The organism is Butyrivibrio hungatei NK4A153, from assembly GCF_000424465.1.
GTDB lineage: Bacteria > Bacillota > Clostridia > Lachnospirales > Lachnospiraceae > Butyrivibrio > Butyrivibrio hungatei_A.
Genome location: NZ_KE384194.1, coordinates 138,688 through 153,253 on the forward strand (window position 1 = coordinate 138,688; position 14,566 = coordinate 153,253).

The following is a 14,566-nucleotide window of genomic DNA, read 5'->3' on the forward strand; positions in this document are numbered from 1 at the left end:
GTCACTGTTCCTTTTCGTACATTCTTGCCAGTTTCTTTAAATTTTCATAATATGCTCTCATACTCCTTCGCATTCTGGAATAGCGATAAGAATATATTATATATGAAGCAAGCGAATACACGCCAACAAGCAGGAGGTAGTATATTAGCCACCTCCTGCCGGTTGCAATAAGATTTTCCGTATTATATACATCAGATAACACTTTTTCAAAATCGTATAAAACATATGCAGCGATAAATACTGCGAAAACAATCGTTGCACTAATAAGCGACTTTATAACATTAAAAGCCACGTAATCACTCTTAAAATAAGAGTTTATCGCGTCATTATTTTTTCCTTCACGATCAATAAATGCAGCCATCTTGGTCATCAAAATGACTTTCTCTTCATTTAACATCTTTGCTCCTTAAGTATCCAGGAAACGCATTCCGGCTTTGTTGTCTTTCTTAATCTGCTCCTGCATAACCTGTTTAGGCTTTGAGAAGCTGGTCGCCAGATTGTTTGCCATTGATGTCTTACATTTAGCACAGAATCTTCCTGTTAAAATTGACGCTCCACAATTCTCGCATTGAAGCTGAATTGGTGAGTGTTCTGAAAACATAAGCCTCTCTTCACGTATCCACTGCTGAATCTGCTTAGAGGAAACCTCATTATCGTCTGCGATCTGCCTGAGACTGGCGCTGGGATTATCCTGGATGTACTGCTTAACCTTCTGGAAATCCTCTTCAATAGCCTTCTTACACTGATCGCATATCGTAGGGCCACCGATATGATTGAACATTTTGCCACATCTGGAACAATTTCGTAAGTTCATATACATAACCTCCGCTAGACTATGTAGTTTGCCCGATTGCGAGTGTTAAAAAATAAACTTTTTCAGCTCCGGCCAATCTTAACAAACGGGCAATCTCATCAATGGTACTTCCCGTTGTGTAGATGTCATCGATAATAAGTATGCACTTAAATTTTACATCATTTCGTTGTATATTAAAAGCCTTTTTCAAATTATTGCGCCGCCCGCGGACATCCAGATTCTTCATGGGCAAAGTGTTTCTGGTTCTTTGTATGAGGTCTGCTTTCATTGGTATATCAAGCATTTCAGACACTTTCCTTGCATAGGCCTCAGCCTGGTTGTATCCTCTCTCTGCCTCTTTGCGCGCGTACATGGGAACAGGCACTATCAGATCTATGCCAAGACCAGAAAGCTTCTTCCCAAGAGCCTTTTGGGTTGCCCTTGCATAAAAATCCGCATATTCCTGCCTTCCCATATACTTGAATCTGTAAACAGATCCGGAAACACTCCTATATTGAAAAAGAGAAAAGCCTCTGTCGTACGCATGCTTCATTTTTGCGCAGTCATCGCAATACTCTCTGTCAGCATCCGCACCCGTAAGTCCTTTTCCGCATTTTATGCATGTCGGAGCTTTTACAAACTTGATCTTTTTTATGCAGTCTTCATGAATAAGACGCCCTCTTTTTATCCTGCCGTTTCTAATCTCAAAAGTATTTAATATTCCGTCGCATACAGGACATCTTCCGGGGTATACAATTTCTTTTACCACACAAAATATGTCTTTTATTTCTTTAGTTACTGTCTGCATCAAATATTTCTTTTATCCTATCCGCAAGTCCCGTATATCTCTTAAGCTGCTCTTCATTTTCCGTCATTTCGCAGAGCGTCTTACTGCTTCCGAGGACGCAGACCGTGCTCCTGGCTCTTGTAACAGCCGTATAGAGAAGGTTCCTGTTAAGAAGCATCCTGGGTCCGCCGAGAATAGGCAAAATGACCGCCGGATACTCACTGCCCTGGGACTTGTGTATCGTTATTGCATAAGACAGTTCTATTTCATCAAGCTCGGAAAAAGGATACCTTACTCTTCTGTGTTCGTCAAATTCCACTACGATATCCTGAGAATATTCATTTATTTCTTTGACAATTCCCATATCTCCGTTGTACACGCCCATTCCGGAATCGACAGGAATATTATATTTGCCGACAACTTCCCACTTAGCCTGATAATTATTCCTTATCTGCATTACTTTGTCGCCCTCTCTTATGATGAGGTCACCGTATGCATGCTCTTTCTTGGAAGAATCAGGCGGATTCAGATATTTCTGAAGAACGAGGTTAAGCTGTATCGCACCGAGCGGACCTTTTTTCATCGGCGTAAGAACCTGAATGTCATATGGCGAAGCTTTGACATATCCGGGAAGTTTATCCCTTATGAGCTGGATCATATGCTTATATATGACATCAGCGTCATTTCTCTCCAAGAAAAAGAAATCCTTACTCTTATTATCCAGAACAGGCTTCTCTCCTCTGTGGATTCTGTGAGCGTTCATTACAATGTCACTTTCTTCCGCCTGTCTGAATATCTTCTTAAGAAAGATCGTAGGAAACTTGCCGCTTGATATCAGATCCCCGAGAACCTGTCCCGGTCCTACGCTCGGAAGCTGTGAACTGTCACCAACAAGTATCAGGTGAACTCCGGGCACAAGCGCCCTTAGAAGCGCGTTAAAGAGATGTGTGTCAACCATGGACATCTCATCGATTATAAGCGCATCCGTTTCAAGCGGATTATCTCTGTTCCTCTCAAACTTTACGCCCTGACGCCTCTCGTCATCATCCTCGACCTGACCTGTAACTTCGAGAAGCCTGTGAATCGTCTTTGCTTCGTACCCTGTAGCCTCAGTCATACGCTTAGCTGCGCGTCCTGTGGGTGCTGCAAGCATGATATCAAGTCCTTCCGAAGCATAGTAGTTTATTATTGTATTAATAGTAGTGGTCTTACCTGTTCCGGGTCCTCCGGTTATTATTACCACTCCGTTTGCAATACTCTTTATGACCGCATCTCTCTGAAGGTCGTCGAGCTCGATTCCCTTTTTGTGCTCAATTTCCAAGATGCGTTTTTTATAAAGCTCCTCTTCCTGAGGGCCGATCTTTTCCGATATATTAAGACCGTGCAGCATAGCCGCACATCCCTGTTCCTCATAGAAATAAGACGATGCGTACACATTGTCTTCACCCTTACACACAAGTTTTTGGTCCATGATAAGGTTTTGGATCTGCGTCATTATGTCATCCGTATCAATTACATCCTCCGGACTATTCTGCAAAAGAAGCGATGTCTTATATGCAAGCTCTTTCATAGGAAGATAAGTATTTCCATCCATCGTCCCCTGTAAAAGAGTGTACATGATACCGCTCCTGATCCTATACTCTGAATCTACGCAAATGCCAACTTTTTCAGCAATATCGTCTGCTATTTTAAATCCAATTCCGGCTATGTCATCCGCAAGCTTGTACGGATTTTCTTTAATAATCCCGTAAATCTGAGTTCCGTACCTGTTGTATATCTTAACTGCCATAGCATTTGTTATTCCATACTGCTGCAAAAAGATCATTGCATCGCGCATCTCTCTTTTATCCGCCATCTGGATAGATATATCAATTGCCTTCTTCTCGCTGATTCCCTTGATCTCAGCAAGTCTTTCAGGCTCATCTTCTATTATTCTGAATGTATCCGACCCGAATTTTTTGACGATCCTTGCGGCAAGGGCTTCTCCTATTCCCTTTATCGCTCCGGATCCAAGATATCTCTGCATTGAGACCGCGTCGTCAGGTACAACTATCTTATAAGAATCCACTTTGAGCTGATGGCCGTAGACAGGGTGTTCAACATACACTCCCTCCATCTCCAAAGTATCTCCGACATCCGCATCCTTGAAATTCCCTATGCAGGTGATTTCATCATCTTCCGTGACAATATTAGCCACCGAATATCCATTTTCCGCATTTCTGTAAATAAAATGCTCAATATATCCCTTAACGTTTTCTTTTTCCATAGTGAATAGTATAGCATAAGAAAAAGGATCCGATTCTTAAGATTTCTTAAGAATTGGATCCCTCTGTATTATTCTCAGTCGTAGCCTCCGGAATGTCATAATTTCTCTTGAGATTCTCATAGAGCATCTGAGCAAATCCGTTGCTCTGCTTATCAACAGATGTAGCACATACGTCCTGAAGTGTCTGATCTTTGAAAAAATCAACCAGAGTAGATGTTGAATTATCTGACTTTTCAGGTTTAAGAGCATCTACAGACTTCTGCATCTCCTTAAATATCTGCTCTAAGAAATACGACTCGAAGCCTTTACATGCAGCCCAAAGTTCGTCATCGGAAGACTTCTCGTTTGTCTGCTCGAGCTTATTTTTAAGAGCTTCTGTAGAGGCATTCTTACTCTCACGCATCGCATATTCAGTTATGCCCGTTGCATTTATACCACTGATATCAAATCCTGCCATGGCTATTCTCCATCAATTATCTCTTAAGACCATTTGCAGTCTGCATCATTTCGTCTGTCGTCTGGATTGCTGTTGAGTTCATCTCGTAAGCTCTCTGTGCAACGATAAGATTTACCATCTCTGTTGCAACATTAACGTTGGAGCCTTCAAGATATCCCTGTTCAATTGTGCTAAGCTTAACCTCTCCGGCTGCCTCAGCTTCAAGAATAGGTTCTCCGCTTGCTACAGTCTCCTGCCAAGCTGCTCCGCCCACTCTCTCAAGGCCTTCCCTGTTACGGAACTGCCAAAGGCCAATCTGAGGTCCGATTGCCTGAGGAACGCTCTCATCATCGGGATAATAGATCTTACCGTCTCCGCCAATCTCAATTCTGCTCGCTAAGGCATTTCCGTCAACCACGATAGGATTGCCGTCAATTCCAAGAACCGGATTACCTTCAGCTGTTGTAAGCTCAAGAGTTGTTCCGCCCGTCTCCTGAAGAGCCCATGTGAAATTACCGTTTCTGGTATACTGAACAGTCTCTCCGTCAGCTGCTGTGTAAGCGAAGAAACCGTCACCGCTTATAGCAAGAGCTGCAGGATTTTCGTTGTTCTGCAAAGATCCCTGTTTAAAGAACTGATTTATTGAAGATGTACGGGTACCAAGACCTACCTGTGAATTGGTTGGCTTAGGCTCGCCGTTTGCTGTAGTTGTAACTGTCTGAAGCTCCTGATACAAAAGAGACTTAAACTGTGCTCCCTGAGCTTTATATCCGACTGTATTAACGTTTGCAAGGTTGTTCGATATAGTATCTACGTTTGTCTGCTGGGCATTCATTCCTGTTGCCGCTGACCATAAACTTCTAACCATAGACATACCTCCCTCTCTTTGGTATGTATCGACACAAAGGCCGTGATACTTTATAAAAAAAGTATAAATTTTTTAATCGATCAAAAAATTATGAAAGTCTGCCAAGCTGATTTGCAGCAATATCAAGTGTATCATCGATTGTTGTGATCATTCTCTGGTTTGTATCGTAGTTTCTCTGAACCGCGATCATGTTTACCATCTCATCAACAACAGAAACATTTGACTGCTCCAAAAATCCCGAGTAAACACGTCCCGTTCCCTCTATAGGATTGGCTCCGTTTACGGGAATATACATATTTTCTCCGTAGTGCTCAAGATTGTCATATGAGATACGTCCGTCAGGATATGTTGTCTTCTCAAAATCAAATATTCCAATCTGGGCAACAACCTCACCGTCCTGCACGATATTACCGTTCATGCTGACTTCTACGGGGAGTGACGGATCAAGTTCAATATGTCCTCCGTCCTGTGAAAGAACAAAGTCCCCGTCCTGAGTAACAAGCTCTCCCTCAGCTGTAACCGTAAAGTTACCGTCTCTGGTATACATTATATTGGTCTGATTCGGAAGATCTCTCTCAATATTCTTAGCCTTGTTCGTATATTCGATTCCAAAGAAACCATATCCGCCGATAGCCATGTCATATTTGTTTCCGGTCTCTTTCATGGGACCTTCGGACCAATCAACATAGCCTTCGCCAATCTTTACACCGGGATTAATAATGCCCAGTCCACGCGCAGTGAACGGGGCATCAGTATAATCTTTAATTTTAAGCGCAAGCTGATCACTGAAAGACTGTGATGTTGTGCCTTCCTTCTTAAAACCGTTTGTGTTGGCATTGGCAAGATTGTTGGTCAGCACATCCATTCTGTGCTGCTCGTTGATCATTCCTGTGTAAGCAGTATAAAGACCTTTTACCATTCTCTTTCCCTCATACCGTCCTGGTTATTCTTTATAGTTCAATCCTTGATATATATTATCGCAGATCATCAATCCTGATGATAACCTACAATAAACTCTACATAACGGCCGGTTCCGATGGCAACCGCTGTCATAGGATCCTCTGCTGTCATAGTATTGATTCCGGTCTTGGAATAGATAAGATCCTCAAGTCCGCGAAGAAGTGCTCCGCCACCTGTAAGAACTATTCCTCTGTCAGCAATATCCGCTGCAAGTTCCGGAGGTGTATTCTCAAGAACGCTGTGAATAGCCTCGATGATCTGAGATGTAGGCTCTCTGAGTGCCTCTTCTGTCTCTTCAGAAGATACTCTTACAGTTTTGGGAAGACCTGTAACAAGGTTACGTCCTCTTACATCCAGGAAATCATCTTCCGGTCTCGGATAAGCTGAACCAATTTTAATCTTTATATCTTCGGCAGTTCTGTCACCGATAAGAAGATTGTGCTTCTTTCTCATGTAACGAACAATTGCCTCATCAAAATCATCTCCTGCGACCTTAACGGATGTGCTTACAACCGTTCCGCCGAGTGAGATAACTGCAATATCAGATGTACCTCCACCTATATCAACGATCATGTTTCCGCAAGGCTTTGTAATATCAATTCCTGCTCCGATCGCTGCTGCAATAGGTTCCTCGATAGTCTTAACATCTCTCGCACCGCAAAGTCTTGTAGCATCTTCTACGGCTTTCTTCTCTACTTCCGTAGCTCCACTGGGAACACATACAGCGATAAAAGGTTTTCTATGAATTTTCCTTCCGATAGCCTTCTTAATGAAGTATCTCATCATCTGCTCAGTGATTTTGTAGTTAGAGATAACTCCCTGTCTCAGAGGTCTTACGGCAACAATATTACCGGGTGTACGGCCAAGCATAAGCCTCGCATCCTCACCGATTGCCTTGATTTCCTCTGTGTCTCTGTCATAAGCTACTACAGAAGGTTCCTTAAGAACTACTCCCTTGCCTCTTATGTAAACGAGAACAGATGCCGTTCCTAAATCAATTCCGATGTCTGCATACTGCATAATTTAAGGTACCCCTTTCAAAACTGTGTGTCATTTATTTTAGCGCATAAGTGCGGATAATAAAAAATGTTAATAATACATTGCCATTATAAACCATCTTATAAAGATTTAAAAGGGGCTACCTCTATTAATATCGGACATTTCCTATCAAAACTTAAGTATCCTGTTAAAATCTTAAGTATTTTAGCCATGTGCTCAAAAAAGAGTTTTGAAAACACCTAAATTACGCGCATTTCGTGAAATACCATACTAAAACTAATCATTATTTTTTCAACATCTTTTTTATGTATGCTCCGGTATATGACTTCTTACACTTAGCAACTTCTTCCGGCGTGCCGCACGCAACAACCGTTCCGCCGCCCGAACCGCCCTCGGGTCCCATATCTATGATGTAATCTCCTGTTTTGATGACATCCAGATTATGCTCGATAACAACAACCGTATTTCCCTGTTCTACCAGCTCATGCATTATCTTCACAAGCTTCTGAACATCGGCAAAATGAAGTCCCGTCGTAGGCTCATCAAGAATATAGACTGTCTTGCCCGTTCCCACCTTACTAAGCTCCGTCGCAAGCTTTATTCTCTGCGCCTCACCACCTGAAAGCTCTGTACTGGGCTGTCCAAGCTTAACATATCCAAGTCCCACATCGTAAAGAGTCTGTATCTTTCTCTTAATCGTCTTAACATTCTCAAAGAAAGTAAGCGCCTCTTCAACCGTCATATCAAGGACATCATAAATATTCTTTCCTTTATATCTGACTTCAAGAGTTTCGTGGTTATAACGTTTTCCTCCGCAGACCTCACACGGAACATATACATCCGGAAGGAAATGCATTTCAATCTTGATAATTCCGTCACCGCCGCAGGCTTCACATCTTCCGCCTTTAACGTTAAACGAGAACCTTCCCTTCTTGTATCCTCTTGCTTTCGCATCGGGGGTACCTGCAAAAAGATCCCTTATCATATCAAACACGCCCGTATATGTCGCAGGGTTTGATCTCGGAGTTCTTCCGATAGGCGACTGATCTATAGCAATGACCTTATCAACCTGCTCAAGCCCTTCAATTCCCTTGTGTTTTCCGGGTATACATCTAGCCCTGTTAAGATCTCTCGCAAGATGCTTGTAGAGTATCTCATTGACAAAAGAGCTCTTTCCGGAGCCCGAAACTCCCGTAACTATGGTAAGTACGCCAAGCGGAACATCAATATCTATATTTCTTAAGTTATTCTCACTCGCACCTAGCACCTTAAGCCATCCCTTCGGCTCTCTTCTGACTTCCGGAACGTCGATCTTAAGTTTGCCTGCCAGATACTGGCCGGTTATCGACTCCTCAACTTTCATGATATCTTCGGCAGTTCCCGTAGCAACGATCTTACCGCCTCTTGAGCCCGCTCCCGGTCCCACATCGACGATATAATCAGCCTCTCTCATAGTATCTTCATCATGTTCTACTACAATAAGAGTATTTCCAAGGTCTCTGAGATTCTTAAGCGTATTAAGAAGCTTATCGTTATCCCTCTGATGAAGTCCGATACTCGGCTCATCAAGGATATAGCATACTCCGCAAAGACCCGAACCGATCTGTGTAGCAAGTCTTATTCTCTGTGCCTCGCCGCCTGAAAGTGTTCCCGCGGCTCTCGAAAGCGAAAGGTAACCCAATCCTACATCCACAAGAAATCCCACTCTCGCCCTGATTTCTTTCAGAACCTGTGCACCGACAAGTTCCTGATGCTCACTAAGTTTGAGATTTTCAAGGTAGTTCTGAAGTTCATCAACCGACATTGATGTGATCTCATAGATATTCTTATCGTCTATGGTAACCGCCAGTGATTCCTTCTTAAGCCTCTGTCCGCCGCAAAGCTGACAGGGCGTGATTCTCATAAACTCCTGATATTCAGCCTTCGCCGTCTCAGAAAAAGTCTCTCTGTATCTCTGTTCAACATTCTTGATAAGTCCGTCAAAAAGAATCGGGTAATCACCCTCACCTCTTGAACCCTTGTAGTGAACATTGACAGTCTTGTCAGCTCCGTGTATGAGCATATGTCTTACCTTCTCGGGAAGATCGCAGAAAGGAGTATCAAGGCTGAATTTATAAGCTTTGGCAAGCGCTTTCAAAGTCGCATTACTAAAACTTCCCTCCTTATTTGCAGACTGCCATCCCATAACAACGATACATCCGTCATTTATTGAAAGAGTCTTGTCGGGGATCATGAGATCTTCGTCAAACTCCATCTTATATCCAAGTCCCGCACAGTCAGGGCAGGCTCCGAAAGGATTATTGAACGAAAAACTTCTGGGTTCAATCTCGGGAATACTGATCCCGCAATCGGGGCAGGCAAAATTCTGGCTGAAATTAAGCTCTTTTCCATCCACCACATCAACAGTAAGAAGTCCCTCCGCAAGCTGCAGGGCACTCTCTATTGAATCGGCAAGTCTCTTCCTTAGATTCTCGTTGTCATCTCTTATGACAATTCTGTCAACTATTACTTCTATGTTATGCTTGATGTTCTTATCAAGCTTGATTTCTTCAGAAAGCTCATACTGACTTCCGTCAATTCTTACTCTGACATAACCCGCTCTTTTTGCCCTGTCCAGAGTCTTGGCATGCTCACCTTTTTTGCCTCTTACAACAGGTGCAAGAAGCTGGAGCTTGGTTCCGTCACCGAGAGCCATAATCTGGTCGCACATCTCATCAACCGTCTGTCTTCTTATCTCTCTTCCGCAGTTCGGACAGTGCGGTATACCTATTCTTGCATACAACAATCTGAAATGATCGTATATCTCGGTAACCGTTCCCACAGTCGATCTGGGATTCTTGTTAGTGGACTTCTGGTCAATCGAGATTGTAGGAGAAAGTCCTTCGATTCTCTCGACATTAGGCTTATCCATCTGTCCCAGAAACATTCTTGCGTAAGATGAAAGCGACTCCATGTACCTTCTTTGACCTTCCGCAAAAATAGTATCAAAAGCAAGTGAAGACTTACCCGATCCCGACAGTCCCGTAAAAACTGTCAGAGTCTCCCTCGGGATCTTAACACTCACATGCTTAAGATTATGTTCATCTGCACCGCGGACTCTGATGTAATCATGAATATCCGTGGGAAGAATTCTCTTTGCTGTCGTATTCTTTTTTGTCATTCTACTGTTATCCGGCATATATTTATCTCCTGTCACCTATCTCAGGTTATTTACCTTCCGTCAGATCATTATATATTTTCTTGAGTTCAATCATTTGGTCTCTGAGTGTCGCCGCCGTTTCAAAGTCAAGCTCTGTGGCCGCACGTTTCATCTTCTTCTGAACCTGTCCGATAAGTTTCTCAAGTTCATCCTTATCCATTGCCTCAGGATCTTTTTCAAACTTAACTTCTTCCTTGGCGATAGCCTTGGTAACTGCGATAAGCTCTCTTACCGCCTTCTTTATTGTCTGCGGAGTTATTCCGTGTTCCTTATTGTATTCTTCCTGTATCTTACGTCTTCTCGCCGTTTCATCGATAGCTTTCTGCATCGACTCCGTCATATTATCGGCGTACATGATAACGTGTCCTTCCGCATTACGCGCAGCACGTCCGATTGTCTGAATAAGCGACGTCTCCGAACGAAGAAATCCCTCTTTGTCCGCATCGATTATCGCAACAAGTGATATTTCAGGAATATCAAGTCCCTCTCTCAAAAGGTTGATTCCGACAAGAACATCAAAGACATCAAGACGCATATCTCTGATTATCTCAGCTCTTTCAAGCGTATCGATATCGGAATGAAGGTATTTTACCCTTATTCCCGACTCTGCAAGGTACTCCGTCAGATCCTCAGCCATTCTCTTGGTGAGCGTAGTCACAAGAACCTTATTCTTCTTATCTATCTCTGTACGAATCTCACCTATGAGATCGTCAATCTGTCCCTCAACAGGGCGTACGGAAATCTCGGGATCGAGAAGTCCCGTAGGCCTTATTACCTGCTCGGTTCTTAGAAGTTCATGCTCTTCCTCATATTTTCCCGGAGTAGCGGAGCAAAAGAGCATCTGGTCAATGTGCGATTCGAACTCCTCAAAATTTAGCGGTCTGTTATCAAGCGCAGACGGAAGCCTGAATCCATAATCAACAAGCGTAAGTTTCCTGCTCCTGTCTCCGTGATACATGGCACCGACCTGCGGAATCGTCATATGCGACTCATCAACGATTATCAGGAAATCTCTGTCAAAGAAGTCCAAAAGAGTAAGCGGCGGTTCACCAGGTGCCATAAAGTTAAGGTGTCTTGAATAGTTCTCAATTCCCGAGCAAAAGCCCGTCTCCTTAAGCATCTCTATATCAAAATTGGTTCGCTCAGAGATTCTCTGGGCTTCAATAAGTCTGTCCTCTCCCTTAAAGAACTTGATCTGTTCCTCAAGCTCTTTCTCAATTTCAACGCACGCCATGTTGATCTTCTCCTGAGGAACAACATAGTGTGAAGCAGGATAGATCATAACGTGCGAAAGCTCGCTTCTTACCTTAGCTGTGACAGGTTCAATCTCAGTAATCCTGTCTATCTCATCGCCAAAGAACTCTATCCTTATCAGATAATCATCCGCATTAGCAGGAAAAACCTCTATCGTATCGCCTCTTACCCTGAAATTGCATCTTCCGAGCTCAAGATCGTTTCTCGTATACTGTATCGCAACAAGCTCTTCTATCGTCTTGTCTCTATCCTTCTGCATTCCCGGGCGAAGTGAAATTGACATTCCCTTAAATTCATCAGGGCTTCCAAGTCCGTATATACAAGATACGCTGGCAACAACGATAACATCCTTCCTCTCCGAAAGTGACGCCGTTGCCGAAAGCCTGAGCTTATCAATCTCATCATTTATCGACGAGTCTTTTGCAATATATGTATCTGTCTGAGGAACATACGCTTCAGGCTGATAGTAATCGTAGTAGGATACAAAATACTCAACTGCGTTTTCGGGAAAAAACTCCTTCATCTCGCCATAGAGCTGGCCTGCAAGAGTTTTATTGTGGCTGATGATCAGCGTGGGTTTATTTAGCGCCGCTATGACATTTGCCATAGTGAACGTCTTACCCGATCCCGTAACACCAAGTAAAGTCTGAAATTGATTGCCTTCCTTAAACCCCTTAACCAACTCCTCTATTGCTTGGGGCTGGTCTCCTGTGGGCTTAAACTCAGAGTGTAATTTGAAATCCATATCTCAGTTCCCCTCGATAATTTGATAAGTATCTTCTATCAAACAAAAAAGAAATGATATACCGCTGTTACAGTATATCATTTCAGAATTCACGCGTCTATAAAAACTTGAACACATGTTCGCAATATTCACTTCGCCACAATATCCCGAACCAGCTTCGCATCATCGCCCGCAACAATGAAATATCCAAATCTGGAAGAGCTGTCCACAACTTTTCTGTCGGTAATCTCTTCAACACTACTCTCAATAACAAGATCCTGATATTTTGAACAAATCTCCTGACAATAATCGGCATCTTCCCGGCAGAAAACAAACTTGATTCCCGCTGCGATGTGCTTCTTACCGGAAGTGAGGTCGGGCACGTTTCCAAGAGCCACATCGATGACTGCTTTGACAAAATCAATGCCGGTAGTCAGCTGCACAAGTGAACTTCCGATGCAGTCGCCGCCCATTCTCCCGCCAATTTCGACAATCTTTATAACGCCGTCTTCGCGGATAAGAATCTCGGAATGTGACGCGCCGTTCTCTATCTCAAGCGCATCAAGTGCGCCATATATGACGTTTCTGATGTTCTCATAAGTCTTTTCATCTACAGGTGCAGGTTCAAAGTGTCCGGTCTCGATGAAATTCGGGCTTCCCGTTGTGAACTTCTCGGTCACGGCAAGAAGTGTATGTTTCCCGTTGTATGAGATACACTCAACACTGTACTCTTTTCCCTCAACGAATTCCTCGATGATCGCGGTCTTCTCAAAGCTCACATCTCTTGCAGATGCTATCGCAGCCATGATTCCAGACTTTGACTTAAGCTTTGTAACAGCTCTGCTTCCGGATCTGTCCGTGGGCTTTACGATTATCGGATATTCAAATCCAAGCTCATCAACATTGACCGAGTCATCAGCCAAAACGTATTTAGGGCACGGAATATTCTTTTCCGTAAGGGCATTTCTCATTGCAAACTTATTGGTCGACTTGTACGTGCATGAAAGCGAATTGCCCGAAAGCCCCATCTTATCTGCAACATAGTTTACAGTGAGCATCGCAAGATCGGATGCAATACTGCATATTCCGTCAATTCCTATCTCTTTGCACTTCTCACAGATAGCCTCTTTTTCAACAATACTTATCGGATAAAAGAAATCGGCCGTAGCTTCGCCTACATCTCCAACGCCCCATGCGAACACATGAGTTTCAAGTCCCATTTCTTTTGCCTTTAAAATCAGCGGATTCTGAAGATATGAAGCGCCGATGATCGCCAGTTTTTTCATATACTACTCCTCTTCGTGTCGGTTAAGCATTTTGTCAATAATATAAATAGGTCTTCCTTTACTCTCGGAAAAGATATTTCCGATGTATATCCCGACTATTCCCAAGGCGCTCAGCATAAGTCCGCCCATCATATATATCGATGCAATGACCGAAGGCCAGCCTATATCCAGATCTCTCACAGCGTAATTTCTGATAACAAGATAGATCAAAAATATAAATGCCGCACATGAAAGTGCAAATCCCAACTTAACCGCCATAAACAGCGGCTTGTTGGACTGCGCGGTAATAAGGCTGATCGCAAGATTAACTTTTTTGCTGAAAGTATATGACGACTTTCCCGCAAATCTTTCATCCGACTCAAGCTCGATGGTTGTGTCATTATAGCCAAGCCACATGAGGAACATGATGTAATCTCTGGTCTGCTCTTTCATCTTAAGAAAAGAATCTACGACTTTTCTTTTGGCAACACTGTAATTACCCACCTCGAAGTCGTACTTCATGTCTGAGAGCTTATTATATACAGCGTAAAAAGATCTTGATAAAGCTTTTACAATAAAGGTATCCTTTCTTTCTTTTCGCTTGGAATATACAATATCGTAACCTTCCTCTATCTTGTCCAAAAACAGTGGCAAAAACTCAGGTCTGTCCTGAAGATCGCAGTCCATTACAGAAACAAGATCTCCTGTCGACTTCTCAAGACCTGCGGTTATCGCACGCATCTGTCCAAAGTTCCTTGAAAGTTTTATTCCCACAACGCGCTTATCCTTAACGCAGAGCTTCTCGATCTCTTCCCACGATTTCTGTGGGCAATGGTCGTCCACCATGATTATCTCAAAGGATTTTCCTGCATCTTCAAGCGTTGCAACAAGCCTCTTATATAGTTCGGGTACCGCCTCCCTGCATCCGTATACAGGGATAACTACTGAAATATCCATAAATATCCTCGTGTTTTCTTTTTGAATTTCATAGTTATAAATATGAAACCAACATAGG

Annotated in this window: 12 protein-coding genes; all 12 read right to left on the reverse strand. The window is 43.1% G+C overall.

Features of this window, described 5'->3' with window-relative positions:
• Position 1: 1 nt before the first annotated feature.
• The 12 genes from G628_RS0111415 to G628_RS0111470 all read right to left on the reverse strand — a co-directional run bounded on the left by G628_RS0111415 (position 2) and on the right by G628_RS0111470 (position 14,508).
• Positions 2–397: a hypothetical protein gene (locus G628_RS0111415; protein WP_026656605.1), complete on the reverse strand. Its 396-nt coding sequence runs from the start codon at positions 395–397 to the stop codon at positions 2–4.
• Between the two features lie 9 nt (positions 398–406).
• A complete protein-coding gene (locus G628_RS0111420; RefSeq protein WP_026668320.1) occupies positions 407–814 on the reverse strand; it encodes a flagellar protein in 408 nt (135 codons plus the stop codon).
• 19 nt (positions 815–833) lie between these two features.
• Complete coding sequence (locus G628_RS0111425; protein WP_051199172.1) at positions 834–1,601, reverse strand: ComF family protein; 768 nt, start codon at positions 1,599–1,601, stop codon at positions 834–836.
• Positions 1,585–3,846 carry an ATP-dependent RecD-like DNA helicase gene (locus G628_RS0111430; RefSeq protein ID WP_027209199.1) on the reverse strand — a complete coding sequence of 754 codons (2,262 nt, stop codon included), beginning with the start codon at positions 3,844–3,846 and terminating at the stop codon, positions 1,585–1,587. Before G628_RS0111430 ends, G628_RS0111425 begins: the two co-directional genes overlap by 17 nt.
• A 46-nt stretch (positions 3,847–3,892) precedes the next feature.
• Complete coding sequence (locus G628_RS17305; protein ID WP_051199173.1) at positions 3,893–4,303, reverse strand: hypothetical protein; 411 nt, start codon at positions 4,301–4,303, stop codon at positions 3,893–3,895.
• 16 nt (positions 4,304–4,319) lie between these two features.
• On the reverse strand, positions 4,320–5,150 hold the full coding sequence (locus tag G628_RS0111440) for a flagellar hook-basal body protein (protein ID WP_027209200.1): 831 nt from the start codon (positions 5,148–5,150) through the stop codon (positions 4,320–4,322).
• A gap of 88 nt (positions 5,151–5,238) precedes the next feature.
• On the reverse strand, positions 5,239–6,069 hold the full coding sequence (locus G628_RS0111445; RefSeq protein WP_026656600.1) for a flagellar hook-basal body protein: 831 nt from the start codon (positions 6,067–6,069) through the stop codon (positions 5,239–5,241).
• 68 nt (positions 6,070–6,137) lie between these two features.
• On the reverse strand, positions 6,138–7,130 hold the full coding sequence (locus G628_RS0111450) for a rod shape-determining protein (protein ID WP_026656599.1): 993 nt from the start codon (positions 7,128–7,130) through the stop codon (positions 6,138–6,140).
• A gap of 262 nt (positions 7,131–7,392) precedes the next feature.
• Positions 7,393–10,269, reverse strand: a complete 2,877-nt coding sequence (uvrA, locus tag G628_RS0111455; protein ID WP_051199183.1) for an excinuclease ABC subunit UvrA — start codon at positions 10,267–10,269, stop codon at positions 7,393–7,395.
• A 46-nt stretch (positions 10,270–10,315) separates the two neighbouring features.
• Positions 10,316–12,307: an excinuclease ABC subunit UvrB gene (gene uvrB, locus G628_RS0111460; protein WP_026656596.1), complete on the reverse strand. Its 1,992-nt coding sequence runs from the start codon at positions 12,305–12,307 to the stop codon at positions 10,316–10,318.
• A 128-nt stretch (positions 12,308–12,435) separates the two neighbouring features.
• Positions 12,436–13,572 carry an ATP-grasp domain-containing protein gene (locus G628_RS0111465; protein ID WP_027209202.1) on the reverse strand — a complete coding sequence of 379 codons (1,137 nt, stop codon included), beginning with the start codon at positions 13,570–13,572 and terminating at the stop codon, positions 12,436–12,438.
• A gap of 3 nt (positions 13,573–13,575) precedes the next feature.
• Positions 13,576–14,508 (reverse strand): glycosyltransferase family 2 protein, encoded by a 933-nt coding sequence (locus G628_RS0111470; protein WP_027209203.1) that lies wholly within the window; start codon positions 14,506–14,508, stop codon positions 13,576–13,578.
• Between the last annotated feature and the right edge of the window lie 58 nt (positions 14,509–14,566).

Bases quoted from the DNA above. Each gene is read 5' to 3' on its own strand.
- G628_RS0111415 (WP_026656605.1), bottom strand. From the start codon at position 397: ATGTTAAATGAAGAGAAAGTCATTTTGATGACCAAGATGGCTGCATTT.
- G628_RS0111420 (WP_026668320.1), bottom strand. From the start codon at position 814: ATGAACTTACGAAATTGTTCCAGATGTGGCAAAATGTTCAATCATATC.
- G628_RS0111425 (WP_051199172.1), bottom strand. From the start codon at position 1,601: ATGCAGACAGTAACTAAAGAAATAAAAGACATATTTTGTGTGGTAAAA.
- G628_RS0111430 (WP_027209199.1), bottom strand. From the start codon at position 3,846: ATGGAAAAAGAAAACGTTAAGGGATATATTGAGCATTTTATTTACAGA.
- G628_RS17305 (WP_051199173.1), bottom strand. From the start codon at position 4,303: ATGGCAGGATTTGATATCAGTGGTATAAATGCAACGGGCATAACTGAA.
- G628_RS0111440 (WP_027209200.1), bottom strand. From the start codon at position 5,150: ATGGTTAGAAGTTTATGGTCAGCGGCAACAGGAATGAATGCCCAGCAG.
- G628_RS0111445 (WP_026656600.1), bottom strand. From the start codon at position 6,069: ATGGTAAAAGGTCTTTATACTGCTTACACAGGAATGATCAACGAGCAG.
- G628_RS0111450 (WP_026656599.1), bottom strand. From the start codon at position 7,130: ATGCAGTATGCAGACATCGGAATTGATTTAGGAACGGCATCTGTTCTC.
- uvrA (WP_051199183.1), bottom strand. From the start codon at position 10,269: ATGACAAAAAAGAATACGACAGCAAAGAGAATTCTTCCCACGGATATT.
- uvrB (WP_026656596.1), bottom strand. From the start codon at position 12,307: ATGGATTTCAAATTACACTCTGAGTTTAAGCCCACAGGAGACCAGCCC.
- G628_RS0111465 (WP_027209202.1), bottom strand. From the start codon at position 13,572: ATGAAAAAACTGGCGATCATCGGCGCTTCATATCTTCAGAATCCGCTG.
- G628_RS0111470 (WP_027209203.1), bottom strand. From the start codon at position 14,508: ATGGATATTTCAGTAGTTATCCCTGTATACGGATGCAGGGAGGCGGTA.